General features: G+C 47.5%; 13 protein-coding genes. 5 read left to right on the forward strand and 8 right to left on the reverse strand.

All coding sequences use genetic code 11. From position 1 onward, the window contains the following. Nucleotides 1-382: 382 nt before the first annotated feature. The 3 genes from QUA13_RS13020 to gyrB all read right to left on the reverse strand — a co-directional run bounded on the left by QUA13_RS13020 (nucleotide 383) and on the right by gyrB (nucleotide 3,482). Nucleotides 383-511, reverse strand: coding sequence for a hypothetical protein (locus QUA13_RS13020; protein ID WP_333198970.1), 129 nt, complete (start codon nucleotides 509-511; stop codon nucleotides 383-385). 65 nt (nucleotides 512-576) lie between these two features. Beyond that, nucleotides 577-1,293, reverse strand: a complete 717-nt coding sequence (locus QUA13_RS13025) for a heme oxygenase (biliverdin-producing) (protein WP_333198973.1) — start codon at nucleotides 1,291-1,293, stop codon at nucleotides 577-579. A 248-nt stretch (nucleotides 1,294-1,541) separates the two neighbouring features. Next, the gene (gyrB, locus tag QUA13_RS13030; protein ID WP_333186553.1) at nucleotides 1,542-3,482 is read right to left on the reverse strand and encodes a DNA topoisomerase (ATP-hydrolyzing) subunit B; all 1,941 of its coding nucleotides are present in this window, start codon (nucleotides 3,480-3,482) and stop codon (nucleotides 1,542-1,544) included. Nucleotides 3,483-3,739: 257 nt separating this feature from the next. On the opposite strand from gyrB, the gene miaA reads away from it, so the two are divergent. Further along, nucleotides 3,740-4,642 carry a tRNA (adenosine(37)-N6)-dimethylallyltransferase MiaA gene (miaA, locus tag QUA13_RS13035; protein ID WP_333198975.1) on the forward strand — a complete coding sequence of 301 codons (903 nt, stop codon included), beginning with the start codon at nucleotides 3,740-3,742 and terminating at the stop codon, nucleotides 4,640-4,642. Nucleotides 4,643-4,742: 100 nt separating this feature from the next. Here the strand turns inward: miaA and QUA13_RS13040 are convergent, their stop codons facing one another. Both QUA13_RS13040 and msrP read right to left on the reverse strand, forming a co-directional pair. After that, nucleotides 4,743-5,402 carry a Uma2 family endonuclease gene (locus QUA13_RS13040; RefSeq protein ID WP_333198976.1) on the reverse strand — a complete coding sequence of 220 codons (660 nt, stop codon included), beginning with the start codon at nucleotides 5,400-5,402 and terminating at the stop codon, nucleotides 4,743-4,745. 181 nt (nucleotides 5,403-5,583) lie between these two features. After that, on the reverse strand, nucleotides 5,584-6,567 hold the full coding sequence (msrP, locus tag QUA13_RS13045; RefSeq protein WP_333198978.1) for a protein-methionine-sulfoxide reductase catalytic subunit MsrP: 984 nt from the start codon (nucleotides 6,565-6,567) through the stop codon (nucleotides 5,584-5,586). Nucleotides 6,568-6,973: 406 nt separating this feature from the next. Here msrP and QUA13_RS13050 point away from each other — a divergent pair, with 406 nt between their 5' ends. After that, nucleotides 6,974-9,025, forward strand: coding sequence for a serine/threonine-protein kinase (locus QUA13_RS13050; RefSeq protein ID WP_333198981.1), 2,052 nt, complete (start codon nucleotides 6,974-6,976; stop codon nucleotides 9,023-9,025). Nucleotides 9,026-9,165: 140 nt separating this feature from the next. On the opposite strand, the gene QUA13_RS13055 is transcribed toward QUA13_RS13050, so the two are convergent. Continuing rightward, nucleotides 9,166-9,906 (reverse strand): SDR family oxidoreductase, encoded by a 741-nt coding sequence (locus QUA13_RS13055; protein WP_333198984.1) that lies wholly within the window; start codon nucleotides 9,904-9,906, stop codon nucleotides 9,166-9,168. A gap of 172 nt (nucleotides 9,907-10,078) precedes the next feature. Here QUA13_RS13055 and QUA13_RS13060 point away from each other — a divergent pair, with 172 nt between their 5' ends. From QUA13_RS13060 to QUA13_RS13070, 3 genes are all read left to right on the forward strand, one after another. Then, the gene (locus QUA13_RS13060; RefSeq protein ID WP_333198987.1) at nucleotides 10,079-10,645 is read left to right on the forward strand and encodes a tetratricopeptide repeat protein; all 567 of its coding nucleotides are present in this window, start codon (nucleotides 10,079-10,081) and stop codon (nucleotides 10,643-10,645) included. 58 nt (nucleotides 10,646-10,703) lie between these two features. After that, on the forward strand, nucleotides 10,704-11,612 hold the full coding sequence (locus tag QUA13_RS13065; protein WP_333198989.1) for a hypothetical protein: 909 nt from the start codon (nucleotides 10,704-10,706) through the stop codon (nucleotides 11,610-11,612). A 142-nt stretch (nucleotides 11,613-11,754) separates the two neighbouring features. Further along, complete coding sequence (locus tag QUA13_RS13070) at nucleotides 11,755-12,048, forward strand: DUF3288 family protein (protein WP_333198992.1); 294 nt, start codon at nucleotides 11,755-11,757, stop codon at nucleotides 12,046-12,048. Between the two features lie 86 nt (nucleotides 12,049-12,134). On the opposite strand, the gene secA is transcribed toward QUA13_RS13070, so the two are convergent. Then, complete coding sequence (gene secA, locus QUA13_RS13075; protein ID WP_333198994.1) at nucleotides 12,135-14,951, reverse strand: preprotein translocase subunit SecA; 2,817 nt, start codon at nucleotides 14,949-14,951, stop codon at nucleotides 12,135-12,137. A gap of 342 nt (nucleotides 14,952-15,293) precedes the next feature. Continuing rightward, a partial coding sequence (locus tag QUA13_RS13080) for a HEAT repeat domain-containing protein (RefSeq protein WP_333198996.1) occupies nucleotides 15,294-15,768 on the reverse strand: 475 nt, incomplete at its 5' end.

Here is a 15,768-nt window from a genome sequence, read left to right on the forward strand (position 1 = left end):
TTAATAAATCCTCAACATCTAAAAAACTGGTTTACTAAATGCTGTTACTGTCAGCTATAAACCTGCAATCTGCTGTAGGTAGATGGTAGTTGGTGGTACAACTTCCAGTTTCTACCAGATGGTCGTACCTGTCTCTTTAGTACACTTGTACGACCGTTTCGTCATCTTTTTACTTTGATTTATTCGCCACAGGAGACGTAAGTAAAATTTTCTATTGGGAGTTTAGACTAACCGCACTTTGAGGCGCGGTTAGTCTAAACTCCAGTAGATCAAGGATTTGAGCATTTATTTTCTAACAGAATGACTGAAATCAAGGTTTTTGGTAAAAGTCTTATGATATAACCATCCCAGATTATTTTCTGCCGAAACTGACAAAAGAGGGTTAATTCTTCTTTCTTCCTTCTTCCTTCTTCCTTCTTCCCTCTTCCTTCTTCCTTCTTCCTTCTTCTAGAAAAAGTCGATCGCCCGCCATGCAAAATCCCGGAGATTTGGTGACTGTAAAAGCAGCCATCAAACCCCCAGGATTTAAATTTTTCCTCTTAAACGAGGCTCAAATTATTGCCAATGGGTGTTGGCTCAATCAGCAGTAGCCAATTCGGTACTGCCACCGCCGCGCTTCCGCGTCAGGGTATTGAAAAGCATCTGACCGACTGCTTTAATCAAATTGCCTTCTAACTCCATGAACATCTTCATGTTCATGCCAAAAGCTGCATTAGCTTCGTCAACAATTCGCTCTGCTGTTGCTTCGTCAATCGGCAGTTCGTTCATTGCCTGACGGTAGTTAGCCTTGAATTCTTTTTCATCAGGAATATCCTGGAATTCATAGAAAGCAGTGCCTTCTCCCTCGGTAAGATTCATCCCGCGCTGGGCAATTCCCTTCAGGATTTGTCCGCCGGATAAATCGCCAAGGTAGCGAGTGTAAGAGTGAGCTACTAACAGTTCCGGTGCGGTGGCCGAAATCTCGCGAATTCGCTCCACATAAGCTTTAGCTGCGGCTGACGGGGCTACTTGTTCGCGCCAATTCGCACCGTAGTAGTAAAATAAATCTTGCTCTAAGCTTTGTTTGCGATTCAACTCAGAAAAGTAAATTTTTGAAACAACCGGGTGCTGCTTTTGGCGTTCCATTTCCTCTTCCATTGCCGAGTAGACAAAGTAGAGGTTTCCTACTAACTTCCGGTAAGAAGTTTTTTCTACAACGCCTTTTAAAAAACACTTGACAAAACCGACGTTTTCTGCCATTGTGTGGGACTTTTTCGTTCCCTCACGCAATTTGGTCGCTAAATTGATGCTCATGCTATATTGTCCAACCTTCTATTTTTGTGGTAGTTGATGGATGCGCCAAAAATCTAAAATTTACCTAAGCATTTACCTTAGATCGATTTGATGAGAGATTGTATTAATTTTTATAACAAAACCTAGAGAAATTAAACGGCCCTAATGCCCGATCGCCCGAAAGGGCAGAAGGCATCAGGGCCGCAAAAGTTTAGTCATTAGCCCTCAGCCATTAGCTGTTAGCTAATGACAAATGACTAATGATTAATTTAGATGTCCAAGTCGAGGAGGTTGAGTTTGGGGCCGTAGGTTTCGATGAATTCGCGGCGGGGGGCGACACGATCGCCCATTAAGATCGTAAAGATGCGATCGGCCTCAGCAGCGTCTTCAATTTCCACCCGTTTCAGCGTCCGAGTTTCTGGGTTCATCGTGGTATCCCACAACTGTGTCGGCATCATTTCGCCCAAACCTTTGAATCGCTGAATGGTGTAGTTCGCATTCGCCGGAAATTCATTGCGGACGAGATTGTTCATTTCGCGATCGCTGTAACAGTAGTAATGATTGCGTCCGCGTTCCACTTTATAGAGAGGAGGGCAAGCAATATAGATGTAACCTTGTTCTACAAGTGCGCGCTGATAGCGGTAGAAGAAAGTCAGCAACAGCGTGCGGATGTGGGCACCATCAACGTCAGCGTCAGTCATAATTACGATGTGGTGATACCGCAATTGACCCGGATCGAATTCTTCGCCTTTGATGCCCAAACCCAGGGCTGTAATTAACGATTGAATTTCGTTATTTTTGTAGATTTTGGCGTCGTCGGTTTTCTCAATGTTGAGAATTTTACCGCGCAAAGGCAGGATTGCTTGGAACTGGCGATCGCGCCCTTGTTTTGCCGATCCGCCTGCCGAATCCCCCTCCACCAGGTAGATCTCAGACAGGGCGGGGTCTCTGGAACTACAGTCCGCTAATTTGCCAGGCAAAGGAGACGATTCTAAGACTGATTTTCGGCGCACTAAATCGCGGGCGCGGCGGGCGGCTTCAGCGGCCTTAAATGCCTGAATTGCTTTTTCCAAAATAGCGTCAGCTACCTGGGGGCGAAACTCCAAATATTCTGTCAATACTTCGCCTACCAAGGAATCAACAATTCCCCGAACTTCTGTATTTCCTAGCTTAGTTTTAGTTTGGCCTTCAAATTCCGGGTCTGGGACTTTGACCGAAATCACTGCTGTCAAACCTTCGCGAACGTTTTCGCCGGCGAGGTTGGGTTCGTGTTCTTTGATCTTGTTGCGCTTGCGGGCGATCGAATTCATCGTCCGCGTCAAAACAGCTTTCAAACCTTCTAAGTGCGTGCCTCCGTCGATCGTCCGAATGTTGTTAGCAAAACCTAGAACGTTGTCGCTAAAAGCATCGACGCACCACTGCAAAGCCACTTCTATCTGCACGTTGTTGCGTTCTCCTTGCACGTAGATCACTTCTTCGTGCAGAGGCTGCTTTTCGCGGTTCATGTAGGCGATATATTCCTTGATTCCGCCCTCGTAACAGTATGTTTCGATGCGAGGTTCGCTACTTTTGAGCAGTTCCAAACGGTGGTCGCTAAACGTAATTCTCACGCCCGCATTCAAGTAACCCAATTCTCGCAAGCGCCCGGCCAGTGTAGTGTAATCAAATTCAATGCCAGTGCTAAATATTTGAGTATCTGGCAAGAAAGAAACTGAAGTGCCGGTGCGAGTGCCTTTGTTGGGCTTGGCATTAAGTTCAGTAACTGGATTGCCTCTTTCGTAGCGCTGTAAATGTTCTTTTTGGTCGCGCCAAACTGTCACTTCTACCCACTCGGACAGCGCGTTAACAACAGAAATACCTACACCGTGCAATCCTCCAGAAACCTTGTAGCCACCACCGCCAAATTTACCGCCGGCGTGAAGTACAGTCATTACTGTTTCTATTCCCGATTTGCCAGTCTTGGCAACGATGCCGGTCGGAATACCCCGGCCGTCGTCTGTCACGGTAACGGAACCGTCGGCGTTGATGTCAATCTCGATGTGAGTGCAGTGGCCAGCCAGCGCCTCATCTATGGAATTGTCCACAACCTCGTAAACTAGATGGTGGAGTCCTCGCGGGCCGGTGGTACCGATGTACATCCCCGGTCGTTTACGGACTGCTTCGAGACCTTCGAGAACTTGAATCTGGTCGGCGCTGTAGCTGCTGGTCATACAAAAATAGCTCCAATAATGAGGCCTAAAGCCCCGAAAGCTTATAAAATAGGAAAACTCCTAAAATTATAGCACAAAACCGTTAAAGGCGATGCTAGGGCTTTCTGAAGGGAAATTTATCGGGGGGAGGGAGGGGAATAGTTTTGAGATTGCTTGAGGACTGCCCAGCCCGATCGCAGTGAATCAGTTTAGGAGAGAGGGGAAAGCATTGATAGGAGAGGATTTGAGAGTTTTTATAGGGAAATGTGCGACAGCTTATGCCTAGATTAATTACGATTTGCGGGGCGACGGCGACTGGGAAGTCGGGAGTGGCTGTGGCTGTGGCTTCGCGACTGCAATCCTCGATCCTGAGTGCGGACTCCCGTCAAGTGTACCGCGAATTTGACATCGGAACGGCAAAACCGACGGCGGTCGATCGCACTTGTGTACCGCATAACTTAATTGACATCTGCGATCCGACAGAAACTCTGACATTAGCAGATTACCAACAGCAAGCTCAAAAATTAATTGCTGATGTCGATTTTCCTGTTTCTCCCCCGCTGTTGTTGGTGGGAGGGACGGGCTTATATATTAAATCGATCGTGCGCGGTTTGAAAATTCCGAGGGTAGCGCCGATGCCCGAATTGCGATCGCAACTTGCAGAACTCGGACAATCTCAATGTTACGCGATGTTGCAGCAGGTCGATCGGTCTGCCGCTGAGAAAATTCACCTCAATGATTCCGTCAGAACTTTAAGAGCACTGGAAGTATTTTATGTCACCGGTCGCTCTATTTCCGAGCAGCAGGGTGAAAATCCTCCCAATTATCCTATTTTACAAATTGGGTTGGATTGCGCGATCGATGTTTTGGTCGATCGTATCAAACAGCGCGCCGAACAAATGCTAGAACGCGGTTGGATCGGTGAAGTAGAATATTTGTGTAAAAAATACGGCTGTGACTTGCCATTATTGAACACGCTGGGCTATCAGGAAATGAAACAATATTTGGCTGGCGACATTAAGCTTGAAGAAGCTAAAGAATTAACAATTTTGCACACGCGGCAATTTGCTAAACGTCAGCGCACCTGGTTTCGCGCTTATCCTGAAATTGAATGGTTTGATGTTAGCGCACCGGATTTGTTGGAGCGAGTTTGGCAGAGAGTGCAGGAATTTATGAAATGATTTTATATCGAACTTAAAGATATTTTTAACCGCAGATGGATGCTGATGTAATTTAAATTGATTTGCTAGTTTTTAAACTACAGTAAGTCGAATTTTTGCGTTAACTTTGACTCGGTAAAATTTCTCTAATTCTTTGCCGAAACAAACGCACCGCCGCCCGCTGTCCGACTGTTCGGCTTTGTTCGATGAAACCGGGAATTTCTGCAACAGGTAAAAAGGGAAAAGCTAAACTGCGATCGCACACTTCATATTTCCCTTCTACAAGTTGATAAACTTGCAGAGATTCCCGCCGATACCTCCAGATTTCGGGCACGCCAATTGCAGCATAAATTGTAAACTTATTCACAGATGAATTCGTGTAATCCGACTCTATTGCTAAATCAGGCGGCGGGTCATTTGGCAAATTGATATTTCTACCTCGAACTAAAGATTCATTTTGAATGTAGAAACAGGAATCAGGTTCTACAGCACGAGTTAAATCTTCTCGTTCAAGAGTCAGCGAACCGAGACTCCTAAGTTCAATTTCCAGCTCATCTACAATGGCTTCCACAAAGCTTTCTATCAGTCGTTTGGGTTCTTCGTGTTCTTCCAGCGGCATCCTGATTTCTAATACTCCTTCATCGTAAGCAATTCTCCAAGTTCTATCGTCCCCAACATCTGCCAGCAATGCTTTAAAAGTTGACCAACTGACACCTTTTAAAATAACTCGGTTTTCTGGGGTAGTTTGCTGCTCTACGGGAGTTGATGTTGTTGTTACCATTTAACAATTCCTTGATAGCTTCATCAATTTTTATTATAGAGGATAATAGGATGTTTTTTCTCGTTCCCAGGCTCTGCCTGGAAATGCCTGAATCCGAGGCTCTGCCTCGCGGGAATAAGGAGGCAGATCCTCAGGATATGCGTTCCTAGGCAGAGCCTAGAAACGAGGGGAAATCTGTCAATTAACTGTACAAACTAGCTACATATTCGCCGTAACCGTTATAGGGCAAAGTCGGGCGAGTTTCCCACGACCAACTGTTACCTGGGCCGACTATCCGTTCGCTGGCCTGCGACCATCTGGGGTGCGGCTTGTCGGGTTCGACATTTGCTTCAAAAGCGTATTCGTTGGGCCCGATTGTATTCCAAAAAGTGGCGGGCTGTTGTTCGACAAATTCAATTTTGACGATCGACTTTGCGCCCTTAAAACCGTACTTCCAAGGAATCACTTGCCGCAGCGGCGCACCATTTTGCTTAGGTAATTGTCGGCCGTACAAGCCTGTGGCAAAAAATGCTAAATCGTTTGCCATTTCTTCAATTCGCATTCCCTCGGTATAAGGCCAAGGATAAAATTGCGAAAATACGCTGGCACCTTTGGTAATTTTGGGGTCGTAAAATGAGGTGAAACGAACAAATTTGGCATTTGATGTCGGTTCGACATCAGCCATCAACAATTTCATCGGAAATCCTACCCAAGGAACTACCATCGCCCAGGCTTCGACGCAGCGAAATCGATAAACTCGTTCTTCGATGGGAAATTTTTTGTAGAGGTCGTCAATATCATAAGTGCGGGGATTTTTTACTAAACCGCCTACTTCTACTTTCCAGTTTTCTGTGGGCAAAGCTTGAGCGGCTTGCCAAATAGATTTTGTACCGCCGTATTCGTAAAAATTGTTGTATTTTGTAGCTAAGGCTTCGTCGGTAATCGCTCGATCGACTTTCGCAAAGGCAGGATTCCGGCTCAATCCCGAATATGCTTCGGTTGAGCTTTGATCCAGAGCAGTTTTTGAGCTAGCATTGCTTTGGCAGCCTGTCAGCGGTAGCAGCGAAGCAGTCACCCCGGCGCCAATTAAATTGGTCATGAAGCGGCGGCGGTTGAGAAAGGCTGTTTCTGGGGTAATTTGGGGATCGAAAATTTCCCAAGATTTGGGGACGCGAATTAACGGCATAAGTAATAGTTAAAAGTTAGTAGTTAGTTGGGCAAATTTTGCCTGAGTTTTAATCAGTCAATCAATCGATTTTAGATTTTAGATTGACTCGATAGAACAAAGGAGCAATGATATTTGGCAAGGCCTGGCGATCGCAATGAAAGTATTCGCAATGACAGTATAACGTAATTCGGTCACAGCGAATCCCGCCGATCGCTCGATCGACCTATTAAACCTCGCTCGCAGGAAAGTCAGCAATTATTTACGCGCGATCGACCGCAGCAATTGTGGCGAAAATCTGGGAAACAATTATGATCAAGCAAAGATTCCAATTATTTAATTTGTCCACAGGAAGCGGCACGCACCGCCCCGCTTTCCTCCCCCACCAGCAATAATGTCGGACGGGGGGTCTCCAGCGGAAAGACAAATGAGTTACTGCACCAATCCCAATTGCCAGAACCCCCAAAATCTCGATCGCGCGACAGTCTGTAAAAGTTGCGAGTCGAATTTGCTGCTAAAAGGCCGCTACCGAGTCTTTCACACCCTCGGTCAAAGTCTCACTTGCCGCACCTTCTTAGCAGTCGATGAAGACCAACCTTCGCAACCCCGCTGCGTCATTCAACAGTTCTGCGGATCAGCAGCCGCGGACGGTCAAAACCAGCTAAACCGGACATTTCTAGGCTCAGCCTCAGTTCTCGACGAGTTGGGCAAACATCCCCAAATACCGAAACTACTGGCATCTTTTGAACTCGAAGGCTGCCAGTATTTAGTGCAAGAATACATCGAAGGCCGCAATTTAGCCGATCGGCTTTCAGAAAAAGGTGTTGTTAAAGAAATTCACATTTGGTATCTGCTGAGCGAATTGTTGCCAGTCCTGCAATTTGTTCACGACAATCAACTGATTCACCGAGATATCAAACCCTCCAATATTATTCACCGCAAATCTCCTCCAGCATCCCCAGCTTTGGTAGGGAAAGAGCATCTGCATTCCCTGTCCGGGGAAGGTGGTTCAGGGCTAGTTTTAGTCGATTTCGGTGCGGCAATTCCGGCAAACAGCGGGCCGCTCAAAACAGAAACTGTGATAGGTTCTGCCGAATACGCGGCCCCGGAACAAATTAAAGGTCAAGCGATTAAGAGCAGCGACATCTACAGTTTGGGCGTCACTTGCGTTCACTTGTTAACGGGAATGTCGCCCTTTGATTTGTTTGACATCAAAGCGGACAGTTGGGCCTGGAGGCATTATTTGAAAGTACCAGTTTCGGCGCGACTCGGCCGCATTCTGGATAAAATGGTGCAGCGAGAACCATCAAAACGCTATCGATCGACCGAGGCAATTCTCAAAGACATGAAATACGGCCCGGCACCGGTAGACGTGATTCTCAGCAAACCCAAGTGGACTTTAGCCATGTGGGGAGGAGCGACGGTTGCCCTGCTGTCGGTAGTGCTGGGTTCTCGCTTGCCATCTCCAGTACCGCAGGCTTTCACTTCTTCTGAGCCTGCTTCTAGCATTCCCGAAATTCGGTTCAATCCGCCCCCGATGCAAAATTTTCGGGGTGAGGCATCGCAGTCACGGCCAGCAGTGCGGACTCTGGCGGATCGAGACAAAAACCCGGTTTGGGCGGTAGCAGTCGCTCCCAACGGTCGCGTGATTGTCAGCGGGAACAACGACGGCACAATTCACCTGCTGCACAAGCGTCACGGCAAGCTGCTCAAGGTTTTAGCAGGACATTTGGGGCCCGTGTGGTCGGTGGCCGTCAGTCCCGACGGCAGGACGATCGCCAGCGGCGGCGTTGACGGTACGATTAAATTGTGGAATTTCTATTCTGGCAGGTTAATTCAGACTTTGGACGGACACCAAGACGGCGTGTTCTCGGTGGTTTTCAGTCCCGACAGCCAAACCGTAGCCAGTGTCGGTAAGGACAAAACTTTGAAGCTGTGGCAAGTCGAAGGCGGGGCTGAGTTGGAAACTCTCAAGCGGGTTTTTGACGAGGTGCAGTCGGTGGCTTTCAGTCCCGATCGAGAAACTTTGGCGATCGGCAGCAGCGACGGTAAGATCAACCTGTGGAACTGGCACACTGGGGAATTGAAAGAAACTATTTGGGGTCATTCCGAAGGGGTTTGGTCTCTGGCCATCAGCCCGGACGGTCAAACTCTCGCCAGCGGCAGTTGGGACAAGACGGTGAAGTTGTGGGATATTAGCCCCAATAATCAGTCCGGGCAGCCCAACGGTTATCTGCTGCGGACTTTGATCGGCCATTCCGACAAGGTTAAGTCCTTGGCTTTCAGTCCCGACGGAGACAAGCTAGCCAGCGCCGATTTGAGCGGGACTATCAAGCTGTGGCGGATGGGTTCCGGCGAAATGACGGGCACGCTGAAGGGTCATTCTACTTGGGTGGAATTGGCTTTTAATCCTCAGGACAAAACTCTGATCAGCGGCAGTTTTGACGACACGATTAAGGTGTGGCGGCTGTCTCCTTAATTTGTTCGATTGTCCGCTATAAAATTATCAGAATCCCCAACCAAAATCAAAGATTCTGGTTGGGGATTCTGATAATCGGCGATTGAAATCGCTGCTGGTATACAAACTTTTATCCGCTCCTAGCTGACTAAAGTATATATTTAGGCAGTCCCGCCGTTAACGCGGATATTTTGTCCGGTAATCCACCGCGCTTGTTCGCTGCACAAAAAAGCCGTCACATCGGCAATATCTTCAACTTTTCCGAGTCTTCCCAAAGCAGCCATTTGAGTAAATCTTTGTATTTGTTCGGCGGTTTTGCCGACTGTAAAGAGTTCTGTATCCGTTGGGCCCGGAGAAATCACATTAACTGTAATTTGGCGATCGCCCAATTCTTTCGCCAGCGATCGAGTTAGCTGTTCCACCGCGCCTTTTGTCGCCACATAAGCCCCGTAAGTTGGCAGTAGCATCACCGTTGTCGAACTGGAAAAATTGACAATTCTTCCTCCCTCCGCCATGCGTTTAGCAGCTTCTTGACAAGCAAAAAACGTGCCTTTGACGTTAATTGCAAAAAGATTATCGAACTCTGCTTCGGTAACTTCCGCGACTGGTTTGTTAATCATTGTTCCGGCATTATTGACTAAAATATCGACTTGTGCGTAGGTTTCGAGAGTGCGATCGAACAAATTGCAAATTTCTGCGGTTTTGCTGACATCGGCTTGCACGGCTAATGCTTTGCCACCTGCTGCTTCAATCGCTGACACAACCTCTTTAGCCTGCTCAGCTCCTTTGGCGTAGTTGATGACAACCGATGCGCCTTCTTGGGATAATCGGAGGGCGATCGCGCGTCCAATTCCCCGCGATGCACCAGTCACAATTGCCACTTTTCCTGCTAGTGATGCCATGAGATTTCCTCTGCAATTAGCGTTGATACTGGTTCAAAATAATCATACTATTTTTTTCCGCATTCCGGTACAAAAACAAATTTAAAATCTCAAATAATCAGAATATCCCTCGAAATCGCGGTTGCTAACTAACACTTGTGGTAAAGTAGTGTCGGCTGTTAAAGTAAAATCTATGAGCGTAAATTCCGAGTTAGCAGAGCAGTATTTGTCAGCGGGCGAGACCCTCCAGAAATCAGGAAAACTTGAGGAGGCGATCGCTCAATATCAAAGAATACTAGCGCTCAAAACGGATGAGGCTGTTGCGCTCAACAAGATAGCAGAAATTTATTACGCGCAACAGAAATATGTAGAGGCGATCGCCTCCTGTTACCAAGCACTTCGCCACCAACCGAATTTCGCCGCCGCCTACAAAACTATAGGGAATATCCTGCAAGGCCAAGGCAAAATAGACGCGGCAATTCGTGCATACTCCAAGGCGATCGAATTCGATCCTAATTTTGTCGAAGCATATGTTAATTTGGGCAGTATGTTTTACAAACAAGGTCGGCTCGATGACGCCATAACTTACTACCAAAAATCTATTGCTCTTCAACCAGATTTAGCTGTCGCTTATTGGAATTTAGGCAAAAGTTTGGAAGCTCAAGGTCGAATCAATGAAGGTTTATTTTATCAAAAAAAAGCTCTAAATTTACAGCCGGACTTAGAAGGTAGAAGCAATTTAGTAAAAAATAACACTTAATGAAGAGGAATGTTATAGTCGGAATAATTCAAACATTAACGATGCAAGCTGGATCGAAATGGAAATCAACCAGAATCCGCTGGAATTGCTAACGGCTAAAGTACGAGAAACTGTTGCCGATACCCAAAACTTAGCCAACGAAATCGCAGCTAAAGTTGAGGAAAGTGCAACTGTATTAACGGCGTGGGTACAATCAGCGCCAAGTTCAATGGTTAGTGCTGGGGCGATCGCCACTCAAGAAGCTTTTAAAATAGCACATAACATCCGTTTTGAAAACCTGCCAAGAAATCTGCAATTCAAATTTGCTAGGGCTGGGGTGCGTGACGGAATGCGAAATGTTCAAGAAGCAGCAAAAGTATTTGAATCCATACCCGCCCAAATTCGTGCCCAAGGCCCAGAAGCAATTCGCAACTTCTGTCAAGATAAAGATTGGAGTCACATCCAAGCACACGTCAATGGAGGCGGAAGCGAAGCTGCTAACGGGATTTTTGAATATTTTTGGGTGAATCGTGCTCGCGGTGGTGCAGACATGACTGCCGCAGAATTAGCAGTCGCTAAGCAAGTTTTAGCGGATGCAGCGTTTAAAGCAGCAGTTGCCGAAATCGTTGGGGCTGCAATGAAAGGGGCGATCGCCGCAGCAGTAATTGAGTTAATATTTTCTATCTTAGAAAATTCGCTATTGTGTGTGGAAGGCAAAATTACCCAGTCAGAGTTAGTCGAACAAGTCGCCGCTGCCACCGCCAAAGCTGGCATTGCTGGCGGTGTTATTACTGGCATTCTGTTAACGCTGTGCATGATATTTCCCCCCATTGCCGCGCTTTTAGGTGCCGCAGCGATGCCCTTGGCGGTTGCAGGTATTGGTTTTATGGGAATTCGCGCCTGGGAAATCTTTTGTCACGGCGATCGACTATTTGGTATTACTGAACAAACACAAAAATTTCTGGGGCTGACTGAAGCGACAATTTAAACAGTTGACAGTTATGATACCCGAATCAAACCGTTTATGAAGCGCGGATTTAAGACTCTATTCATTAGGTTATTTATGTCCGCGCTTTTGGGTGGCGGTTGCTTGTAGCAACATTTTCAGATGATGGGGAAATATAAATAGAATGGATTCAGTAGCAAAAACTCAAGATCAGCAGCATCCGCAATACAAACGCGATCGAGCCAGTGTCGATACTTTATTAGCAGGAGAAGCAACCGACTACAATTTATCGGAATTAGCAAGATTAATAATTCGCTACCGAGGCTTTCCCGGCGCTAGAGATATTCAATCCGACTTAAAAAAAGTCCTGCAAAAATGGAATCATACCGAAGAAACTCTTTATGAACAAACCCGTCAAATTCACACTAAAGGAGAAGTTTACAGGAAACAAAAAAGCGATCAAGAAGATTGGCTTTAATCTCAAATCTGCAACTTCCAGGAAGAGCCTGGAAGCAACAGTCAACAGTCAACAGTCAACAGTCAACTGTCAACTGTTAACTATTTTCAAACCATCTCTGGCGAAACTTGCATTGCCGGCTGCGGCTGGAACTGGAACAGCGAATAAACCACATTGCGGCGGATATCCGTCATCATGTCCAAAAACAGCTCGTAACCTTCAGTTTTGTACTCGATTAGCGGGTCTTTCTGCCCGTAACCGCGCAGCCCTACAGACTCGCGCAAAGCATCCATTTGTTGCAAGTGTTCCCGCCACAAAGTATCAATTTGCTGCAAAATAAAGAACCGTTCCGCATCTCGCATCAATTCAGCTCGGATTGCATTAACTTCCGCTTCTTTAATGTCGTAAGCATTGCGGACTTGTTCGTGCAGGAATGTTTTAATTTCCTCAACGGACAAATCTTCTAGCTGATCCGGTGTCATGTCAGCCAGCAGATAAACAAATTCCTTCACCTTGCTAACAAGTTTGTCGAGTTCCCATTCTTCCGAAGGTAAATCGGGATTGATGTATGCTCCCACGATGTCGTCCATCGTCTGTTCGGCATATCTAATTACCTGTTCCTTGGAGTCCAAACCTTCCAATACTCGGCGGCGTTCCGCATAGATTGCTCGACGTTGATTGTTCATCACTTCGTCGTATTCAAATACCTGCTTGCGGATGTCGTAATAGTAGGTTTCGACTTTTTTCTGAGCGCCTTCGAGGGAACGAGTCAGCATTCCAGATTCGATCGGCATATCTTCCTCAACACCGAAAGCCTTCATCAAACCGGCCACCCGTTCGCCGCCGAAAATCCTGAGCAAATTGTCTTCCAAACTCAAGAAAAACCGCGTAGAACCAGGGTCTCCTTGGCGTCCCGCCCGGCCGCGCAACTGATTGTCGATCCGGCGCGATTCGTGGCGTTCGGTACCGATGACGTGCAAGCCTCCCAACTGCACGACTTCATCGTGTTCGGTGCTGGTAAAAGCATCGTATTCCTTGCGGGTTAAATTGTAAGCTTCCCGCAATTTTTGAATTACCGGGTCTTTTGTCGGCGCTTTTTCCGAAGCTATAGCCACGATATCATCGGCTTGCAATTCCGTGAGCGATCGCGCGCCGTACTCCTTCACCGCCAATTCCACCGCCGCCACGAGCATTTGTTCGGCATTTTTCGATAGCTGCGTCGGGAAAATCTGCGCCGAAGCTTTCCAAGACTTTACCTTTTTCTTAGTCGGATCAAAACCTTGAGGTGCGGGGCGGCCGCCAATACCAGGCACTTGCACCACCGAAAAATCGTCGTCATCCTCGGGTTGCACAATTCGGGGCATAAGATACTCGCGCAACTTCAGGCGGCCCATGTACTCAGAATTACCGCCCAAAATGATGTCTGTACCGCGCCCGGCCATGTTCGTGGCGATCGTCACAGCGCCTTTGCGTCCGGCTTGAGCGATAATTTCTGATTCCCGCTCCACATTTTCCGGTTTAGCATTGAGCAAATTGTGAGGAATTTTGCGTTCCAGCAGCAGCCGCGACAGCAACTCCGACTTTTCCACGCTCGTAGTACCCACCAGCACCGGCCGACCGATTTCGTGCATTTCCGCGCAGTCTTGGGCGATCGCATTCCACTTACCGGCCTCTGCCTTGTAAACCATATCCGAAAGGTCAGTGCGGCTCGTAATCCGGTTAGTGGGAATCAGCGTCACTTCCAGATTGTAAATCTTCTCAAACTCCGTCTCCTCAGTCTTTGCCGTCCCAGTCATCCCCGACAGCTTCGGATAAAGCAAAAAGAAATTCTGATAAGTAATAGTCGCCAGCGTCTGAGTTTCCGGCTGAATTTCCGCCCGTTCCTTCGCTTCGATCGCCTGGTGCAAACCGTCGCTCCAGCGGCGTCCCGGCATCACCCGGCCGGTAAACTCATCCACAATCACGACTTCGCGATCGGGAGTGACGATGTAGTTAATATCCTTAATAAACAATTCCTTCGCCTTAATCGCATTAAAAATGTAATGCGCCCAAGGGTCAGCCGGGTCGTACAAATCCGTAACACCCAACAACCGCTCAGCTTCACCAAACCCTTCATCGGTCAACAGCACATTCCGAGCCTTTTCGTCAACCTCGTAATGTTCTTCATTTTCCTTTCTCAGAGCAGCAGCTACCTCAGCCGCCCGCATATACTTCTCGCTGGGGCGTTCCACCTGGCCGGAAATAATTAGAGGCGTCCGTGCTTCATCGATCAGCACCGAGTCAACCTCGTCAATCACGCAGAAATTAAAAGGACGCTGCACTACATCTTCCATGACAGTAGCCATGTTGTCGCGCAAATAATCAAAGCCGACTTCGCTGTTAGTGGCGTAGGTAATATCGCAGCTATAATTTTTCTTTCGTTCCACCTGATCCATGCCCTGCTGAATCAGTCCGACAGTCAGTCCCAGGAAGCGGTGCACCTGTCCCATCCATTCCGCATCCCGCCTTGCGAGATAATCGTTGACGGTGATGATGTGTACGCCTTTACCGTTGAGGGCGTTGAGGTATGCCGGCAGCGTCGCCACCAGAGTTTTGCCCTCACCAGTTTTCATTTCGGCAATTTGGCCTTTGTGCAGAATGATGCCGCCGAGGAGTTGGACATCAAAGTGGCGCAGCCCCAAAACCCGCTGTCCCGCTTCCCGCACCACTGCAAAAGCTTCCGGCAAGATTTCGTCTAGGATCTCTTTCTCCTCGTTGAGAGATTTAGCTTTTGCCAGACGTTCTTGAAACTCCGCCGTTTTGCCTCTGAGGTCGTCGTCTGAGAGTGCGCGGAAGTCTTCTTCCAAAATATTGATATCAGCTACCCAAGGCTGAAATTTTCTAAGTTTGCGCGCGTTGGGATCGCCTAGCAGATTTTTAAACATGGCAGGAGAGGCAGATTTTTAATAATTTAGCTATTAGCTTTCAGGGTTACGGGCTGTAGTGTTAGCCACAACATATACCCTCCCCGATTGTAGCAACCATTGGCTCTCCTGGGCCGTCGCTGGGGGCGAGCGACCGATTTTGGATTTTGGATTTTAGATTTTAGATTGAATAATCGATCGATTTTGGATTTTGGATTTTGGATTTTCGATTGAATAGTTGACCTCTGTTCCGGGTTATTAAGGGGATGGAGGGCCCTAATCGTCAAACAGCAGACCGATCGCATTTTTGGTGAAAGTTCCGGAGGTGCGATCTGGTTTTACTGACCCAAAAGCTACATACTTCTAAAAACCCACGGGCGATCGATTTCCCTCACCCGCCACCAAATCCCACAACACATCAATACCTGAGCCGACATATTTTGCATTCTGATGACGATCGATCCATTGCACGACAGCAGGCAAAACGTCACTAGATTTGAGACCCAACTTACCCAAGGCTTCTGTTGCAAAGTAACGCACCCCGTAGTCCCCATCTTCGAGACGTAGCAGCAAAGCATTGATGACAGTTTCTGAAGCATTTCCCAAGTTACCCAAGGCTTCTGTTGCCTCACGACGCACCCAGTCCTTCCCGTCTTCCAGACGTAACAGCAAAGCATTGATGACAGTTTCTGAAGCATTTCCCAAGTTGCCCAAGACCTCTGCTGCCGAGCTACGCACCAAGCCCTCCCCATCTTCGAGACGTAACACCAAGGCACTGATCACGGCTTCAGAAGCATTTCCCAAGTTGCCCAAGGCTGATGCTGCCGAGCTACGCACT

This window comes from Microcoleus sp. S28C3 (assembly GCF_036700785.1).
In the GTDB taxonomy this organism is placed as follows: domain Bacteria; phylum Cyanobacteriota; class Cyanobacteriia; order Cyanobacteriales; family Microcoleaceae; genus Microcoleus; species Microcoleus asticus.